The following is a 16,728-nucleotide window of genomic DNA, read 5'->3' as shown; positions in this document are numbered from 1 at the left end:
GCCGGACGAGAGCGGCGAGTCCGAGATGAAGCGACGGTGACGACCTTCATACTGGAGCGCGTGTCCCCCCGAGTCAGCGTCGTCATGCCCGTGCTCAACGAGGAGCGTCATCTCGCCGACTCGGTCCGGATGGTCCTCGGTCAGGACTGGCCCGGCGAGCTCGAGGTCGTCCTCGCGCTCGGGCCCTCCTCCGACCGCACGGACGAGGTCGCGGCCGGGCTGGCGGCGGCCGATGCGCGGGTGCGCACCGTCGCCAACCCCAGTGGCCGCACCCCGGACGCGCTCAACGCGGCGATCGGCGTATCGACCGGTGAGGTCGTCGCCCGGGTCGACGCGCACGCCGAGATCCCCGTCGACTACCTGAGCCGGGCTGTCGCCGCCCTCGAGGAGACGGGCGCCGACAACGTCGGCGGGATCATGGATGCCGTCGGCACCACCCCGCTCGAGCGGGCGATCGCCTGCGCGATGAAGAGCCCGCTCGGCGTCGGGGGAGCGCGCTTCCACACCGGCGGTGGCGCCGGCGAGGCCGACACGGTCTACCTCGGCGTCTTCCGTCGGTCCGCCCTGGAGCGGGTGGGTGGTTACGACCCGCACTTCGCCCGGGCCCAGGACTGGGAGATGAACCACCGCATCCGCGAGAGCGGCGGGCGGGTGTGGTTCACCCCCGACCTCGTCGTCACCTATCGCCCGCGGTCCTCCCTTCGCCGGCTGGCCGACCAGTACCTCAACTACGGCCGCTGGCGCCGGGTCGTCGCCCGCCGCCACCCCGGCACGGCCAGTGCCCGCTATCTCGCGCCGCCGACGATGGTCGCCGGCACCCTCGCGGCGACGGCGCTCGGTGCCGCGTGGCGTCCCGCCTGGCTCGTGCCGGCCGGGTACGCCGCGGCCGTGACCATCGGCGGATGGATCATCTCGAAGGGGGAGGACCCCGCCGTGCGCGTGCGGGTCCCGGCCGCCATCGCGACGATGCACTGGTCGTGGGGCATCGGCTTCCTCACGAGCCCCGCGCACCTGTCCGAGGGTCTTCCGCCCCGGGCCTGAGGAGAGGACACTCGGTCCATGGACAGGCTCGGCGCCCGGCGCACGGCACGCTCCGTGGTCGCGGCGGTGGGGTCACTCGTGATGACCGCCGTGCTCGCGACCCCGGTCGTGGCTTCCGCACGTCCGACTGGTGCCGCGACCGGCGCGGCCGGCTCGGCTGCTGCCGGGAGCGCCGCGACCTCGGCGGCCCCCGCGTCCTGGACGCTGTCGGGCAGCGGCTTCGGCCACGGGGTCGGCATGAGCCAGTACGGCGCGCTCGCCCAGGCCAAGGCCGGCCGCAGTGCAGGGCAGATCCTCGCGAGCTACTACACCGGCACGACCTACGACCAGGTGCCCGACACCCAGACGATCCTCGTCAACATCGTCAGCGGGGCGACGACGACGACCGTGAGCGGCCTGTCCACCGGCACCAACGGCGGGAAGCTGACCGTCACCGCCGGCGGGCGCACGCTCACCGCGCCCGCGGGCCAGTCGGTCACGCTGCGCCGCAGCGGCAGCGCGGTCGCCGCCACGTGCTCGACCTGCTCGACGACCTCGGTGAGCGGGACCTCGGTGCAGGTGACCTGGGACCAGTCACGCACCGACCTCGGGCTCGGCACGAGGAGGTACCGTCACGCCCCCTTCGTCGTCACGCCGACACCGGGTGCGGCCACGATCCAGGGTGTGCTGCAGCTGCGGCTGGCCGACGAGTACCTCGACCAGGTGCGCGAGGTGCCGTGGGCCTGGCCCGAGGCGGCCCTCGAGGCGCAGGCGGCCGCGGCCCGCAGCTATGCCCTGCGCAAGGTCCAGGCCGGCGTGCGAGCGGAGTGCGCCTGCCACGTCGTCGACGGCGTCGGTGACCAGGTCTACGGACCCGTGCCCGAGGGCAGCGAGGCCTCCTTCTGGCCCCGCTGGCAGACGGCGGTGCGGGCGGGCGGCAGCGCGACGACCGGCTTCGTCCCCCGCTACGGCGGGCAACTCATCGAGGCGCTCTACTCGTCCTCCTCCGGAGGCCGCACCGTCAACAACGAGGACGCCTTCCCCGGCGCGACGCCCGTGCCCTACCTGCGCTCGGTGAGCGACCCGTGGAGCACGACCGCGGACAACCCCCGGCGCCGCTGGACGACGACGGTGACCGGGGCCCAGCTCGCCCGGGCCTTCGGGCTGACCGACGTCGTGCGGCTCGACCTGTCCCAGCGCACCTCGGCAGGGACCGTGCGCACGGCCGTCGCGACCTCGTCGACCGGTGCCGTGCGCAGCCTCGGCGGTGAGGCGCTGCGCCGGGCGCTCGGCCTGTCCTCCTCGTCGATCCACCGGGCGACCGAGCGGGTGGGCGGCAGCAGCGCGAGCGACCTCGCCGCGGCCACCGGGCGGGCGGCGCCGAGCACGGCGTCGACGGTCGTCATCGCCAGCACCTACGAGGAGGACGTCGCCCACCTCGTCATGGCCCGGCCCCTGGCCGGTGCCCTGCGGGCGCCGCTCCTGCTCTCGGGGCGGGGGCAGCTGACCTCGGCGACGGTCCGCGAGCTCGACCGTCGCGGCTCGCGGATCACCCGCGCCTACGTCGTCGGGGGATCGACCCTCGTCGGGTCGCCCGTCGTCAGCCAGCTGCGGGCGCGCGGCATCACCGTCACCCGGGTCGGCCAGGCGGACAAGGACGCCACGGGTGCGGCCGTCGTCGACCTCATGCGCCAGCAGGGGCCGATCACCGTCGCGGGCGTCTCGACGCAGGCGAGCGTGCCGGCTGCCGGAGCCTTCGGCGCCGTCGCGGGGCCGCGGCGCGAGCCGGTCGTGTGGGCGGGCGCCACCCGCGTCGGGTGGCAGTCGCGGGCGGCGCTGCGCCGCGCCGGGGTGACGACGGTGCGTCTGCTCGGCCCGTCGAGCCGGATCTCCACCGCGGTCGCCCAGGACCTCACGGGTCACGGGCTGCGGATCATGCGCTTTGCCGGCGCCGGGCACGGCGACGTCTCCGCGGAGCTGGCCGAGTACTTCCGCAACTCCTACACCGGCACCCGCGTCGTGCTCGCCCGCACCTCGTCGGACCGCACGAGCGATGCCGCGCTCGCGGCGGGCTACCGCGCGCCGGTCCTCGTCGTCACGACCGCTCCGGGAGCGTCGGTCACCACCCTCGTCCAGCGCCAGCCTCAGTGGCCCACCGTCGTGGCCTTCGGTCCGAGCGCTCGGGTGGGATCGACGACGCTCACCCGGGTCAGGGATGCCTGACCCGGGTGAGCGTGGCGCGGGCCGTGCCCGCCGTGCGGGTGCGACCCGCGGTGTGTCGGTGGCTCGTCAGTCGAGCTCGATGCGCAGGGGGGCGCCCGTGCGCTCGACGACCTCGTCGACGGTGACGCCCTCGGCGACCTCGCGCAGCACGAGCCCGTCGGGCGTGACGTCGATGACGGCGAGGTCGGTGATGATCCGCTGGACGACGCCCTTGCCGGTGAGGGGCAGCTCGCACTCCTGCAGGATCTTGTGCGAGCCGTCCTTGGCGACGTGCTCCATGAGGACGAAGACCTTGCGGGCGCCGTGGACGAGGTCCATCGCGCCGCCCATGCCCTTGACCATCTTGCCGGGGATCATCCAGTTGGCGATGTCGCCGTTGGCGGCCACCTGCATCGCGCCGAGGATCGCCGCGTCGACCTTGCCGCCGCGGATCATGCCGAAGCTCGTGGCGGAGTCGAAGATCGAGGCGCCCTTGCGCAGGGTCACCGTCTCCTTGCCCGCGTTGATGAGGTCGGCGTCGACGTCCTCGTCGGCGGGGTAGGCCCCGACCCCGAGGATCCCGTTCTCGGACTGCAGGACGATCTCGACGTCGTCGGGCACGTAGTTGGGCACGAGCGTGGGCAGCCCGATGCCGAGGTTGACGTAGTCGCCGTCGGACAGCTCCGCGGCGGCGCGGGCGGCCATCTGCTCACGGGTGCGCGCCATGTCAGGCACCTTCCTTCGTCGCGTCGGTCTTCGTCGTCACGGTGCGCTTCTCGATGCGCTTGTCGGCGGCCTGCTCAGGGGTCAGGGGCACGACCCGCTGGACGTAGATGCCGGGCAGGTGGATCGCGTCGGGGTCGAGCTCGCCCGGCTCGACGAGCTCCTCGACCTCGGCGACCGTCACCCGCCCGGCCATGGCGCACAGGGGGTTGAAGTTGCGCGAGGTCGTCCGGAAGACGAGGTTGCCGTGACGGTCGCCCTTCCAGGCGCGCACGAGGGCGAAGTCGGTGGCGATGGCCTCCTCGAGGACGAACTCGTGGTCCTCGGTCACCGTCGTGCCGTCGGCCTGACGCGAGGCGACGGCGAAGCTGCGGGTCTCCTTGGCGGGGGAGGCGATCGCGATGTTGCCCGCGTCGTCGTAGCGCCACGGCAGGCCGCCGTCGGCGATCTGGGTGCCGACGCCCGTGCGGGTCCAGAAGCCGGCGATGCCGGCGCCGCCGGCGCGCAGCTTCTCGGCCAGGGTGCCCTGGGGGGTCAGCTCGACCTCGAGCTCACCGGAGAGGTACTGCCGGGCGAACTCCTTGTTCTCCCCGACGTAGGAGGAGACCATCCGGCGGATCTGGCCGCCCTGGAGGAGCAGGCCCAGGCCCCAGTCGTCGACGCCGCAGTTGTTGGAGACGCACTCGAGCTCCTTCACCCCCTTCGCCTGCAGCTGGGCGATGAGCACGCTCGGGATCCCGCAGAGCCCGAAGCCGCCCACCGCGAGGGTGGCACCGTCGGGGATGTCCGCGACGGCCTCGGCTGGTGAGGAGACGACCTTGTCCATGGTCCCGACCGTAGTCCCTCGCCACGTGGCCACGGATGGGGCCCCGCCACACCGATCCCGGGGCGAAGGGGGCTCCCGCGCCACTCGTCGTCGACGGCCGGGGTCGCCGCCGCACCCAAACCACAGGGACGTAATTAGCTCAGTGGGGCTGGCGTGTCTTGTGTGACTCGTGGAATAAGAGTGACTGGCTGTGATGTCTGGGATCGCTGTGACGAGTGTGACGAGACGGTCGGGACGAGACACCACGCCACCGCCCGTCGGGTTCCCCTGCCCGCTTCCCACCCAAGGAGCCTCCGCGTGTCACGTTCCGTCCGCCTGGTCGGTGCCGCTCTCATCCCGGCCTTCACCCTGCCCGCGGCCACTGCGGCCACCGCCCGGACCAGCGCCGTCCCGGAGCCTCCCGTCAACAACAACCTGCCGAAGGAGCTGGATGTCGCCTCGCCATACATCCCGCAGTCGGTGTGCGACCCGGACCCCAAGCCCGGCGTCACCGCCTTCGCCCGGCTCATGGCCAACCACTACGACGAGTTCAACTACGGCATCTCCCGGGCCTGCAACTACGGCCTGACCGAGCACTCCGAGGGCCGTGCCCTCGACTGGATGCTCAACGCCTACGACCCCCACGAGCGGGCGGTCGCCGACGGCGTCATCACCTGGCTGCTCGCGCCCGACGCCGAGGGTCGCCCGGCGGCCATGGCGCGCCGCTTCGGGATCATGTACATCATCTGGAACCGCCAGATCTGGGGGACCTACAACATGAGCGCCGGCTGGCGTGCCTACAACGGCGTCAGCCCGCACACCGACCACATCCACTTCTCCTTCAGCTGGGACGGCGCGATGCAGCGCACGTCGTGGTGGACCGGCAAGGCCTGGACCGGGGTGACGACGACCCCGGGTGGCCCCGCCGGCCCGGTCGTCGACCCGGACTCCTACCCGACCCTGAGGGTGGGCGCCTCCGGCCCCGACGTGCAGCTGGCCCAGGGCGTCATCGGCGTCACCGCCGACGGTGTCTTCGGCCCGGCGACCGAGTCGGCCCTCAAGACCTGGCAGAAGGCCAACGGCGTGCCCGTCACCGGCGTCCTCGACGAGGCGACGTGGAACCGCATGGTCCTGCTCGGCAAGATCCCCGCCCGCGGCGACGACAAGGGCGGCGACCTCGCGGAGCACATGAACACCTCGATCCGCCTCGGGTCGACGGGCGAGGCGGTCAAGGCCCTGCAGCGCACCCTGCGGATCACCGTCGACGGCGCCTTCGGGCCCGCGACGGAGAAGGCCGTGCGCAACTTCCAGACCGACAAGCAGCTGCGCGTCGACGGCATCGTCACCAACAACGTGTGGAAGGCGCTCGCCGGCGTCCCCTACACGAAGAACGGCACGCCCCCGGCCACCGAGGACACGACCGAGCACCCGAAGATCACCACGCCCAAGGGCTCGGCGCCGCCGGCCTCGGCGGTCGTCGTCACCAGGACCGAGTTCGCCGACCTGCGCTCGACGGTCCTGGCCACCGGCGCGCGCGGCGCCGCGGTCAAGGTGCTGCAGCGCGCTCTCGGCGGCGTGGCCGTCGACGGCGCCTTCGGCAGCGGGACGGAGCGGGCGGTCCGCAGCTTCCAGAAGTCGGCGGGCCTGCGCGAGACGGGCATCGTCGAGGAGCGCACCTGGGCAGCCCTCGAGGCGAGGCAGTACCCCTTCCTCTCCTACCGCCGCACGGTGCTCAAGCCCGGCTCGACCGGCTACCCCGTCGAGCTCGTGCAGCGCTACCTCGGACTGCCCGCGGACGGGAAGTTCGGCACCGCCACCCAGGACGCCGTGCGTGCCCTGCAGGGCCGCCACGGGCTCTCCCGCACCGGCTACGTCGGGGCCGTCACGTGGCAGGCCCTCGAGCGCGAGGTCCGCGCGCGTCGCGGCTGAGCCACGGCACGGCACCCCGACGGAGGGCGTCACCGCTCAGGCGGTGACGCCCTCCGTCTGCGCCCGGCGGGCGAGGGTCTCCTCGTCGACCGCACCGAGGTGGACGACGAGCGAGCCGCCGGCGGACCACACCGCCAGGGCCGTGACGAGCAGGGCCTGGGCCGAGGGGTCGACGAGCTGCACCCGGGCGCCGTCGTCGATCGTCGAGCCGGAGCGGGCCATGTCGACGACGTCCGCGTAGGAGGTCTCCTCGTCGGCCAGACGAAGGGCGGTGTCGTCGCCCTCGGGCTCGGCCCAGGGCGTGAAGAGGTCGCCGTGGGTCGCGAGGTCGGCGGCCTCGTCCATCACCCCGTCGGGGACCGGCGCGTCCGCGCGGCGGGCCAGGGCTGCCCGGGTCACGAGCACTGCGGGTGCGTCGTCGGGCAGCCGCTCGGGGTCATCGGTGACGACGAGGTCGGCGGGGCCGGCGCCCTCGAGGTCGACGACCGCGCCGACGGACCACGCGGCCCACGCCCAGTAGAGGAGGCGCCAGTGCGGGCGCATCGCGAGCCGCACGACCGAGCCGGGCTCGAGGTCCCACTCCTCCTGCATCGCATTGGCCGCCTTGCTCACCCAGGTGCCGAGCACGCGGCCCGACAGCTCGACCCGCTCTCCGGCCGTCGGGCCCGGCTGGTCGTCGTAGCAGGTGATCCGCGGGGCGGCGGAGTCGGTGCGGTTGACGGTGGCGAGGACCTCTGCGGGAGTGGGCATGCGCCCAGCCTACGAACCGCGCCCACCCGCGCCGGATAGCGTGGCCGCCGTGGACCCCGCCCCGCGTGATCTCGCCCCGCCGCTCGAGCGTCTCGTCGTCACCGCGGCGCTGTGGGTCCTCCTCCTCGGCTTCGCCGGGGCGGTCATCGCCTGGCTGGGTGCCTGGGTGCCGCTCGTGGGCCTGCTCACCGCGCTCATCGCCGCGGCCCTCGCCTGGCGCCTGTCGGCGCTGCTCCCGCGGCCCGGGGGGACCCCCCTTCGTCCTGCGCCGGCCGCGGCCCTCGTCGTCGGGGTGCTCGCCGTCACCGTGTGGACCGGCGTGACGCACTCCGAGCAGGTCATGCCGCGGCGCGACTCCGCGAGCTATCTGCAGGCGACGATCTACCTCGCCGAGACGGGGGTGCGGCCGGTCGCGATCGACCCCGAGACGATCGGCGGACCGCAGACGCTCGCCGACGAGGGGCTGACCCTGGAGTCGCCGGCCTTCTACGAGACCGGGTCGCCGCAGGACCCGACGGTCCAGCCGCAGTTCATGCCCGGCCCCGCGCTCGTCTACTCGCTGCCGTGGTGGGCCGGGGGAGCGACCCCGACCCTGTGGGCGCCGGCCGTCCTCGGAGGTCTCGCCCTGCTCGCGATCGGGCTGCTCGTCGCCCGGACGGTCGCGCCGTGGGCGGCGCCGGTGGCCGCGGTGCTCGTCGGGCTCTGCTTCCCGTGGTTGCACACCTCGCGCTCGACCTACTCCGAGCCGCTGGCGGGGCTGACCCTGGCCGCGGGCTTCCTCGCCCTGACGCTCCTCGCCCGCGCCGCCGACGAGCCCCACACGTCGCAAGACCCCAGGGTCTTGCGACGTTCCGGGACCACGACATCGCAAAACCCTAGGGTCTTGCGGGGTTCGGGGGCGTGGGCCGGAGCGGCGGTGCTCGCGGGCGCGCTCGTCGGCGGCACCTCGATCGTGCGCATCGACGCCCTGCGCGAGACGATGCTGCTCATCCCCGTCGCCGCCGCCCTCCTCGCCCGTGGGCGTGGCTGGGGGCGGCACCTGCTCGTCGGCGCCATCGGCACGACGCTCGCCGGCTTCGCCGTCGCCGGGGCGATGAGCTGGCGCTACCTCGGCGAGATCGGCGCCTCCCTCGTCCCGCTCGTCGGGCTCGTCGTCCTCATGTCCCTGCTGTGCTGGTGGCTGCTACGGCGCTCGCGGCGCGGCTGGTCGCTGCCGGTCGCGGTGACGTCGAGCCTGCCGGTGCTCCTCCCGGCCCTCGTGGTCCTCGTCGGGGTGGGGCTCTCCCTTCGCCCGCTCGTCATGACGGTGCGGCAGGACCCCCGCGACCCCGGCGCGATGTACGTCGCCCGGATGCAGGCCGAGCTGGGCCTGCCCGTCGACGGCGGCCGCACCTATGCCGAGCACTCCGTCGACTGGCTCGCCTGGTGGGTCGGACCCGCGGCCGTGGTCATCTCGCTCGTCGTCCTCGCCGGCCTGTGGCGTGCCCTCGGCACCTGGTGGGCGAAGGGGGGACCCCTCCCGTCGTGGGGTCCGGCCCTCGTCGTCACGACCGGCTCGACGCTGCTCACGCTGTGGCGCCCGGGGATCACCCCCGACCACCCGTGGGCGGACCGGCGCCTGCTCGTCGCGCTGCCGCTCGCGATCGTCCTGGCCGTCGCCGGCGCCGTGTGGGCCGGACGGTGGGCCGGTGCCCGGCACGGGCGAGCCATCGGCGGCGCGGTCCTCGCCGTCGCGCTCGCCGTCACCGCCGTGCCCACGGCCCTGGCGACCTGGCCGCACCGCACGGAGCGCGTCGAGGACGGGGGACTGGCGGCCGCCCGGACCTACTGTGACGCCCTCGCGCCGGGCGATGTCGTCCTCGCCGTCGACGACTGGGCGGTCAACCACTGGACCCAGATCACCCGCGGCATGTGCGGCGTGCCGAGCATCGCGACGACGGGCCGGCTGCGCGACGACCCGCAGCAGGTGCGGGCCGCAGCCGAGCGGCTCGACGAGCGGGTGCGCGAGCGGGGTGGCCGGCTGCTCCTCGTGGCCCACCGGGAGCGCGCCAGCCTGGACGACATCGGCGCGACGGACGTGCGCACGGTGCTCGACACGACCCTCATGGAGGACCCCCACGTGCTGACGACCCGCCCCGAGCGGCTGGACCCGCTGCACCTCACCGTGTGGACGGGTCGTGTCGCCCGGTGACCCGGGGGACCGTCGCATAGGCTGCCCACGACATGGATGACGCCACGTTGAAGATCGCGGTCGTCGGGCCGACGCATCCCTACAAGGGCGGCGTCGCCTCGCACACGACGACCCTCGCCCACGAGCTCGAGGCGGCCGGTCACGACGTGACGCTCGTGTCGTGGAGCCACCTCTACCCGAGCTTCTTCTACCCCGGCGAGCAGTCCGTGCCGAGCTCGGGGGACCCGGACGTGCCGCCCTTCCCCCGCACGGTGCGGGCGCTGTCGTGGGCCCGCCCCGACTCGCTCGTGCGGGCCGGGCGGCGGCTGCGCGACGTCGACATCATCGTCGTCGTGCACGTCATCCCGCCCGTCGTGCCGCTGCACCTCACCCTGCTGCGGGCCGCCGGCGTCGGGCGCACCGCGATGACCGGGCGCGGGCCGCGCAGCGTCGTCATCGCGCACAACGTCCTGCCGCACGAGCCGCACCCCGGTGACGCGGCGCTCATGCGCACCTTCTTCCGCCGGGTCGACGCGGTCGTCGTCCACTCCGCCGAGCAGTCCCGGCTCGCCCGAGAGCTCGACGCCGAGCACGTCGTCGTCACCGACCTGCCGCCGCACCTGCCGGGCGGCGAGCCCGTCGAGCGCCCCGAGCACCGCGGCCCGGCCCGGCTGCTCGCCCTCGGCCTCGTGCGGGGCTACAAGGGCATCGACGTCCTCATGCGGGCGATGCTCCGCGTGCCCGACGTGACGCTCACCGTCGCAGGGGAGATCTGGGGCGACGCCGGCGACGAGATCCGGCGGCTGGCCGAGCACCGCAGCCTGCGCGACCGGGTGCAGATCCACAGCGGCTACGTCCCCGCCGAGCGGATCGCCCCGCTGCTCGCGCAGCACGACGTGCTCTCCCTCACCTATCGCAGCGCCACCGCGAGCCAAAATGTCCTGCTCGCGCACCAGCACGGGCTGGCCGTCCTCGCCTCCGACGTGGGGACCTTCGGCGACCAGGTCGACGACGGCGTCGACGGGCACCTCGTGCCGCCCGAGGACGAGGACGCGATCGTCGCCGTGCTCGAGCGGCTGCGCGACCCCGACGAGGTCGCCCGCCTGCGCGCCGGGGTCACCCCACCCGACCTGCAGGCCCCCTGGGCCCGCTACGTCGGCACCCTCGAGGCCCTGAGCGCCCCCGACGTCCTCGCCGACCCGACGCTCGCCGCGCCCGTGCGACGCCAGTCGCGCCTGGGGCGCGTCGCCGACCGCGCCGAGGACGTCGTCGCCCTCGCCCGGCTCGCCCGCGACCGGCGGCGCCCGCGCCTCGAGCTGACCCCCGGCGACTTCCCCTCGTGGCTGCGCGCCACCGACGTCCTCGCCCACGACGACGAGGCCCGCCGCGCCCGCGAGCTGGCCCGCGACCTCGGCCTGCCGCGCGGCGCCGACGAGATCAGCGAGTGGGCCGCGCTCGGTGCCCTCGAGGTGCTCATCGGCATGCGCGACGAGGGCCGGCGCGAGGCCCTGATCATCGACGCATCCGGCAGCGGGTCCCCTTTCGGCCGCTGGGCCCGGGCCGCCGGCTACGCGCCGGTCGAGGTCGAGCTCACCGGCGCCCGCTCGTCGATGACGCTGCTCGACGTCGACACCGCGACCCTCGACGTCGTCACCCGGCTGCACCCCGACGACGCGTCCGCCGCCGACATCGACGAGACCTTCACCCAGGCCGGGTGGGCGCTGCGCTCCGGCGGCCTGCTGTGCCTGACCCTGCCCGTGGGCGGTCAGGGCGACGACGTCATCGGCGGAGCGGCCGACCTGCGGGCGGTCATCGCCCGCGCGGCCGACGTCGGATTCACCCTCGTCGGCGACGTCGACGGCGACCTCACGGCCCGGCTGCGGCACGCCTCGCGCGTGAGCGCCGACCCCGACGCCGCGCACGCCCTCGTCCGGCTCACCCTGCGACGCCGATGAGCCACGACGAGGCGGGGGCGCCCCCGGCGCCCGGGCGCACGACGCGCAAGCGCGCGCTCGACGTGCTGCGCATCGGCTTCCTCGTCCTCGTCCTCGTCGCCGTCGGCATCGCGCTGTGGCGCAACTGGGCCGAGGTGCGCGGCGACCTCGGGCGCATCGGACCCGTGACCCTCCTCGCCGCGACCGGCCTGGCGATGCTCTCGCCCTTCTTCACGGTGCTCGGGTGGCGGGTGCTGCTCGCCGACCTCGGCTCACGGCTGCACATCGCGCCGGCGAGCGGGGTCTTCTTCGTCGGCCAGCTCGGCAAGTACCTGCCCGGCTCGGTGTGGTCGGTCGTCGTCCAGACCGACATGGCCCACCGGCTCGGCGTGCCCCGGCGACGCACGGCGATCGTCGGCCTGCTGACGATCGCCCTCTCCGCGCTCACCGGCATGATCCTCGGCCTGCCGGCACTGCCGGTGCTGCTCACCCGCGGCGACGCGGTCGTGCCGTGGTGGGTCCTGCTGGCGATCATCGCCGTCCTCGGGGTGCTGCTGTGGCCCCCGGTGCTCAACCTCGGCATCCGCACGATGCTGCGCCTGCTGCGCCGCGACCCGCTCGAGCACGACCTCACCCACGCTGCGGTCGGCCTGTCGAGCCTGTGGTTCGCCACCTCGTGGATCGTCGGCGGCCTGTCGGTGTGGGTCATGGCGCGCAACCTCGCGCCCGACGACGCCGACGCCTCCCGCCTGCTCCTCGTCGCCGTCTCGGGCTACCTGCTCGCGGCCGGGATCGGGATGTTCAGCATCGTCGTGCCCGCCGGCGTCGGCGTGCGCGACGTCGTCCTCGTCGTGCTGCTGGCGACGACGATGCCGGTGTCCGCGGCGACGGCCGTCGTCGTCGTCGCCCGATTCCTCACCGTCGTCGCGGACGTCGTGTGGGCGGCCATCGGCTGGCTCTGGGCGAAGACGCACCATCTGCTCCCTTCGTCCCCCGGGACGGCGGGCCCCGACCCGACACCCTCCCCGCAAGGAGACTGACCATGTCCGATCCCACGACCTCCGGCCAGGTCGCGGCGCCCCCCGGCGGGCGTCTGCTGGCCGTCGCCAAGCGCGGGGCCGAGCACCTCCTGTGGGGTCGGGTCGCCGTCCAGCGACGGCTCGAGGCCCGGGCGAAGGGGGCTCGTCCCGCGCCGACGACCGTGCCGCCGACCGCCGTGCTCACCGACGGCGCGACGTGGCGGCGGGCCGTCGCCGAAGCCAAGCGGCTGCGCCTGCCGCTGCACCGTGACCTGCCGAAGAACTGGGACGCCCTCGGTGCCGTCGCCGCCGTCCTCGACCTCGCCGACGACGGCACCCGCAGCGCGCGGGTCATGGACGCCGGCAGCGCCCGCTACTCGCCGGTGCTGCCGTGGCTGCGGCTCTACGGTTTCGGCGCCGCGCCCGGCTCGCTCATCGGCATCAACCTCGAGTTCGGGTCGCAGGTGACCCGCGACGGGGTGGCCTTCCGCTACGGCGACGTCACCGACACGGGTCTGCCGACGGGCCACCTCGACGCGATCACGTGCATGTCGGTCATCGAGCACGGCGTGCCGCTCGAGGGCTTCGTCGCCGAGTCGGCGCGGCTGCTGCGCCCCGGTGGCGTGCTCGTCGTCTCGACCGACTACGACCAGGACCCGCCGGACACGACGGGCAAGGTCATCTACGGCTCGCAGGTGCACATCTTCTCGCCGGAGGAGATCCGCGAGCTCGTCGCGCTCGCCGACCGCCACGGTCTCGAGCTCGTCGGCACCGTCGACGACGCGACGCTGGCGCACAGCGAGCGCCCGGTGCACTGGTCGAGGGTCAACCTCGACTACACCTTCATCCTGCTGACCTTCCGCAAGCGCTGACCAGCCCGTCCCGTGTCACCCTCTGCGCGCCCGCGTCACCGTATGGGGTGACCCGGGCGTGCACGGGGTGACACAGGTCAGCGCGCACTCCTCGCGAGCAGCGGGCCGAGTGCCGACTCGTAGGCGGGCAGGTCCGCCGGTCGGTCGCTGAGGAGGCGGAAGATCGCCGCCCGCAGCATCGCCTGCCCGCGCCGACCGGTGGCCCACTCGTCCATGACGTGTGCGGGTGCGAGGGAGCACATGACCGCGTCGAGCACCGCGACGGCCTGCGCCCACAGCGCCGGCCGCCAGTAGGGCGCGACGTCGATGACGACCGGGGCCCCCTGCGGGTCGAGCAGGACGTTGCCTGCGAGGTCGCCGTGGACGAGCTGCGCGGGCCCGAGGTCGGTGTCGTCACGGGCCGCGGCCAGGCGGGCGAGCAGGTCACGGCCCCCTGCGTCGAGGGCGTCGTCGGGCAGCGGGCGCTCGCCGAAGGCCACCCGCTCGGCCACGGCCCAGCGTCCGATCGGTGACTCGTCGGCGAGTGGCCACGCGGTGACCGCCCGGGCGAGCTCCGCGTGCAGCACGGCACCGACCGCGAGCGTGGCCGTGAGGTCGGTGAGCGGGAGGGTTCCGGGCTCGTAGCGTGTGGCGGCCCAGCCGTCGACGACCCAGCTGCCGTCCCGCGCGGGTACCGGCATCGCGATCCGCAGGTCCCGGTGGTCCCGCCCGGGCCGGGTGTCGAGCTCGACGGCGAGCCGGGCGAGCGGCGGGCTGAGCCGGTCCTGCACGCGCGGATCACGGCCGGGGGTGAGGAGCAGGTCCCCGGCACGCACGCTGCGGCCCTGCCCGCCGGCCACGGGCTCGAGGGCGCCCGGCACCGCGAACATGTCGAGCACGTGCTCGGTCGGTCGCATGGCCTCACGCTATGTCACCTGCGACCGGCACAATCGTCGGCGTGACCAGCCACCCCGACCCGACGACGCGGTGCCACCGCCCGCCCGTGCCCGTCGACCTCGGACTGGTGCTGCCCCCCTTCGTCCGGGGTGGCGGTGACCCGACGAGCCACCGGGCGGGCCGCGACTGGTGGTTCGCGTGGACGACGCCGGCGGGCACGGTGACCCTGCTCCTGACCGACGAAGGGGGTGAGGTCGTCGCCTCGGCGTGGGGAGACGGTGCCGACTGGATCCTCGACCGGCTGCCGGACCTCGTCGGGGGGCGCGACGACCCGAGCGGCTTCGTCCCGCACCACGACCTCGTCGCGCGTGGGTGGCCGCGGCTGCGCACCTGGCGGGTCCCGGCCAACGGGCTCGTCGCCCAGATGCTCGTGTGCTCCGTCCTCGAGCAGAAGGTCACCGGTCGCGAGGCGTTCAGCAGCCAGCGGCAGCTGGTGCGGCGCTTCGGCTCGCCGGCGCCCGGGCCGGGGGAGGAGCTCGGTCTGGTCTGCCCGCCGACCGCCGCGGAGTGGGCCCGGATCCCGTCGTGGGCGTGGCTGCGCGCCGGCGTCGACGGCGCCCGCTCGCGGGTCGTCGTCACCGCGATGCGGGTCGCCGGTCGCCTCGACGAGTGCGCCGACCTGCCGCTGGAGCAGGCCCACGCGCGGATGCGCTCGCTCCCCGGCGTCGGCGTCTGGACCGCTGCGGAGGTCGCCCAGCGGGCACTGGGCGACGCCGACTCACCGAGCTTCGGCGACTACCACGTCGCCAAGGACGTCACCCTCGCCCTCGACGGCGTCGTCGGCGACGACGCCCGCATGGCCGAGCTCCTCGAGCCCTACGCCGGTCAGCGCTACCGGGCCCAGGTCGTCATCACCGCCACCGCCGGCCACCGACCCCGACGCGGCCCGCGCCGCTCCCTGCCCACGCACCTCCCGACGCGCTTCTGAGCCCGGGTCGGATCGGTCTCCGTCGCGGACGACGACCGGGGTGGCCCTAAGGACGAAGCCGGCGGGTCTCCCCGCAGCGTGCGTCGGTCCGTCGGCCGGCTTCGCCCATGAGTCGGGCCACCCCGGTGTCGTCCGCTCCTTCAGCTGCACCCGCGGGTCAGGCGTGCGTGAGGACGTCGGCGGGCGAGGCGTCGGCGGGGAGCCAGGTGGCGCGCAGGTCGCGGTAGAGGCCGGAGACGGCCGCCGGGGTGGGGTCCAGACCGACGGCGGCGAGGGAGGGGCCGAGGTCGGTGAGGTCGGGGGTGACGCCGACGATCTTCGCCGAGGTGCCGCGCAGGGCATCGCGGACGCCGGGGACACCGAGGACGATGCCGATCGACAGCACGGGGTCGCCGGGGGCGAGGACGACGAGGTCGGCCTCGCGGACGGCGTCGAGGACGCCGGGGGCCGCGGCGGCGCGGTCCATGCCCGCGACGACGAAGCGCGTGGCGGCGGGGCGGCCGAGCTCGTGACGCCACTGCTGCACGTGGACCGCGCTCTGGCCCTCCTCGTCGTCGAGGACGACGTGCGTCTCGACGGGGACGTCGCTCATCGGCAGCAGCCGGACCCCCTTCGCCGGGAGGCCGTTCCGCTCGGCCAGGCGTGCGGTGACCTCGCTCGGGGTGGCGCCCCGGCCCAGCCAGGCGGTGCGGGCGAGGTGGGTGGCGATCTCGCGGTCGGCGACCGGGAACCACGCCGGCAGGACGCCGAGGGCGCCGAGCTCGTCGGTGACCACGGAGGTGTCGGGCGCGGCCACCGGGGCGTCGGAGAGCGCGGCGAGCAGGCCGTCGACGTCGGGGGACAGGCGCAGCCCGCCGAGCGAGATGTCGTCGCCGGTGTTGGCCACCACGGTCACCTCGTCGGCGCCGGGCGAGGCGGCGAGGTGGTCGGCGAGGCCGCGGACGAACGGGGCGCCGGCGGGCCCGCCGGAGATCACGGTGATGCGCATGGGAGACATGTTCTCAGCCAGGCGTCGGAGGCCGGTGCAGCGGTGGACCGTTCGCCGCTCCATAGCCTGCTCGGCTTGACGACGCACGCATGACACGCATGTAATTACAGACATGTCAGGCCGCCAGACGGTGTGACGTGAAGTACAGGGTCGAGTGCCGAGGTCGAGGAGGGACCATGCACGAACTTCAGCTGATCACCGGTGGTGACATCGACGACGAGTCCACGGAGCTGTCCTGGCAGGAGCGTTCGCTCTGCGCCCAGACGGACCCGGAGGCCTTCTTCCCGGAGAAGGGCGGCTCCACCCGCGAGGCCAAGAAGGTCTGCGTCGGGTGCGAGGTGCGCCAGGAGTGCCTCGAGTACGCCCTCGAGCACGACGAGCGCTTCGGCATCTGGGGCGGCCTGTCGGAGCGAGAGCGCCGCAAGCTCAAGAAGCGCGCGGTCTGACCGTCG

Annotated in this window: 14 protein-coding genes; 9 read left to right on the top strand and 5 right to left on the bottom strand. The window is 74.4% G+C overall.

Annotated features, from left to right (window positions below):
• Nucleotides 1–84 precede the first annotated feature (84 nt).
• Both ACQBJO_RS11995 and ACQBJO_RS11990 read left to right on the top strand, forming a co-directional pair.
• A complete protein-coding gene (locus tag ACQBJO_RS11995; RefSeq protein WP_430407181.1) occupies nt 85–1,041 on the top strand; it encodes a glycosyltransferase family 2 protein in 957 nt (318 codons plus the stop codon).
• 18 nt (nt 1,042–1,059) lie between these two features.
• Nucleotides 1,060–3,243, top strand: coding sequence for a SpoIID/LytB domain-containing protein (locus ACQBJO_RS11990; protein ID WP_421007480.1), 2,184 nt, complete (start codon nt 1,060–1,062; stop codon nt 3,241–3,243).
• Nucleotides 3,244–3,309: 66 nt separating this feature from the next.
• On the opposite strand, the gene ACQBJO_RS11985 is transcribed toward ACQBJO_RS11990, so the two are convergent.
• Together ACQBJO_RS11985 and ACQBJO_RS11980 are read right to left on the bottom strand one after the other, a co-directional pair.
• Nucleotides 3,310–3,948 carry a CoA transferase subunit B gene (locus ACQBJO_RS11985; protein ID WP_255184035.1) on the bottom strand — a complete coding sequence of 213 codons (639 nt, stop codon included), beginning with the start codon at nt 3,946–3,948 and terminating at the stop codon, nt 3,310–3,312.
• 1 nt (nt 3,949) lies between these two features.
• Nucleotides 3,950–4,771, bottom strand: coding sequence for a CoA transferase subunit A (locus tag ACQBJO_RS11980; RefSeq protein ID WP_421007479.1), 822 nt, complete (start codon nt 4,769–4,771; stop codon nt 3,950–3,952).
• Nucleotides 4,772–5,068: 297 nt separating this feature from the next.
• Between ACQBJO_RS11980 and ACQBJO_RS11975 the strand changes: the two genes are divergently transcribed.
• Complete coding sequence (locus tag ACQBJO_RS11975) at nt 5,069–6,679, top strand: peptidoglycan-binding domain-containing protein (RefSeq protein WP_255184033.1); 1,611 nt, start codon at nt 5,069–5,071, stop codon at nt 6,677–6,679.
• 36 nt (nt 6,680–6,715) lie between these two features.
• On the opposite strand, the gene ACQBJO_RS11970 is transcribed toward ACQBJO_RS11975, so the two are convergent.
• On the bottom strand, nt 6,716–7,429 hold the full coding sequence (locus tag ACQBJO_RS11970) for a TIGR03089 family protein (protein WP_255184032.1): 714 nt from the start codon (nt 7,427–7,429) through the stop codon (nt 6,716–6,718).
• 49 nt (nt 7,430–7,478) lie between these two features.
• On the opposite strand from ACQBJO_RS11970, the gene ACQBJO_RS11965 reads away from it, so the two are divergent.
• The 4 genes from ACQBJO_RS11965 to ACQBJO_RS11950 are packed head-to-tail and all read left to right on the top strand — an operon-like array spanning nt 7,479 to nt 13,424.
• The gene (locus ACQBJO_RS11965) at nt 7,479–9,620 is read left to right on the top strand and encodes a hypothetical protein (protein WP_421007478.1); all 2,142 of its coding nucleotides are present in this window, start codon (nt 7,479–7,481) and stop codon (nt 9,618–9,620) included.
• Nucleotides 9,621–9,652: 32 nt separating this feature from the next.
• A complete protein-coding gene (locus ACQBJO_RS11960; RefSeq protein ID WP_421007477.1) occupies nt 9,653–11,554 on the top strand; it encodes a glycosyltransferase in 1,902 nt (633 codons plus the stop codon).
• Nucleotides 11,551–12,573, top strand: a complete 1,023-nt coding sequence (locus ACQBJO_RS11955; RefSeq protein ID WP_421007476.1) for a lysylphosphatidylglycerol synthase domain-containing protein — start codon at nt 11,551–11,553, stop codon at nt 12,571–12,573. The genes ACQBJO_RS11960 and ACQBJO_RS11955 overlap by 4 nt, the downstream gene beginning before the upstream one ends.
• A gap of 2 nt (nt 12,574–12,575) precedes the next feature.
• Nucleotides 12,576–13,424, top strand: a complete 849-nt coding sequence (locus tag ACQBJO_RS11950; protein ID WP_421007475.1) for a class I SAM-dependent methyltransferase — start codon at nt 12,576–12,578, stop codon at nt 13,422–13,424.
• Nucleotides 13,425–13,501: 77 nt separating this feature from the next.
• Here ACQBJO_RS11950 and ACQBJO_RS11945 read toward each other — a convergent pair whose 3' ends face one another.
• Nucleotides 13,502–14,320: an aminoglycoside phosphotransferase gene (locus ACQBJO_RS11945; protein WP_421007474.1), complete on the bottom strand. Its 819-nt coding sequence runs from the start codon at nt 14,318–14,320 to the stop codon at nt 13,502–13,504.
• Between the two features lie 41 nt (nt 14,321–14,361).
• Between ACQBJO_RS11945 and ACQBJO_RS11940 the strand changes: the two genes are divergently transcribed.
• Nucleotides 14,362–15,288 carry a DNA-3-methyladenine glycosylase family protein gene (locus ACQBJO_RS11940; protein WP_421007473.1) on the top strand — a complete coding sequence of 309 codons (927 nt, stop codon included), beginning with the start codon at nt 14,362–14,364 and terminating at the stop codon, nt 15,286–15,288.
• A 157-nt stretch (nt 15,289–15,445) separates the two neighbouring features.
• Here the strand turns inward: ACQBJO_RS11940 and ACQBJO_RS11935 are convergent, their stop codons facing one another.
• The gene (locus tag ACQBJO_RS11935) at nt 15,446–16,276 is read right to left on the bottom strand and encodes a 2-phospho-L-lactate transferase CofD family protein (protein WP_421007472.1); all 831 of its coding nucleotides are present in this window, start codon (nt 16,274–16,276) and stop codon (nt 15,446–15,448) included.
• Between the two features lie 176 nt (nt 16,277–16,452).
• Here ACQBJO_RS11935 and ACQBJO_RS11930 point away from each other — a divergent pair, with 176 nt between their 5' ends.
• Nucleotides 16,453–16,722, top strand: coding sequence for a WhiB family transcriptional regulator (locus ACQBJO_RS11930; RefSeq protein ID WP_255184025.1), 270 nt, complete (start codon nt 16,453–16,455; stop codon nt 16,720–16,722).
• The last annotated feature ends 6 nt before the right edge of the window (nt 16,723–16,728 follow it).

It is taken from the genome of Janibacter zhangyanbonis, assembly GCF_050507325.1.
Lineage (GTDB): Bacteria > Actinomycetota > Actinomycetes > Actinomycetales > Dermatophilaceae > Janibacter.
This window is presented reverse-complemented; position numbering and strand designations above follow the sequence as displayed.

Bases quoted from the DNA above. Each gene is read 5' to 3' on its own strand.
- ACQBJO_RS11950 (WP_421007475.1), top strand. From the start codon at position 12,576: ATGTCCGATCCCACGACCTCCGGCCAGGTCGCGGCGCCCCCCGGCGGG.
- ACQBJO_RS11990 (WP_421007480.1), top strand. From the start codon at position 1,060: ATGGACAGGCTCGGCGCCCGGCGCACGGCACGCTCCGTGGTCGCGGCG.
- ACQBJO_RS11960 (WP_421007477.1), top strand. From the start codon at position 9,653: ATGGATGACGCCACGTTGAAGATCGCGGTCGTCGGGCCGACGCATCCC.
- ACQBJO_RS11985 (WP_255184035.1), bottom strand. From the start codon at position 3,948: ATGGCGCGCACCCGTGAGCAGATGGCCGCCCGCGCCGCCGCGGAGCTG.
- ACQBJO_RS11945 (WP_421007474.1), bottom strand. From the start codon at position 14,320: ATGCGACCGACCGAGCACGTGCTCGACATGTTCGCGGTGCCGGGCGCC.
- ACQBJO_RS11970 (WP_255184032.1), bottom strand. From the start codon at position 7,429: ATGCCCACTCCCGCAGAGGTCCTCGCCACCGTCAACCGCACCGACTCC.
- ACQBJO_RS11935 (WP_421007472.1), bottom strand. From the start codon at position 16,276: ATGCGCATCACCGTGATCTCCGGCGGGCCCGCCGGCGCCCCGTTCGTC.
- ACQBJO_RS11980 (WP_421007479.1), bottom strand. From the start codon at position 4,771: ATGGACAAGGTCGTCTCCTCACCAGCCGAGGCCGTCGCGGACATCCCC.
- ACQBJO_RS11930 (WP_255184025.1), top strand. From the start codon at position 16,453: ATGCACGAACTTCAGCTGATCACCGGTGGTGACATCGACGACGAGTCC.
- ACQBJO_RS11995 (WP_430407181.1), top strand. From the start codon at position 85: ATGCCCGTGCTCAACGAGGAGCGTCATCTCGCCGACTCGGTCCGGATG.
- ACQBJO_RS11955 (WP_421007476.1), top strand. From the start codon at position 11,551: ATGAGCCACGACGAGGCGGGGGCGCCCCCGGCGCCCGGGCGCACGACG.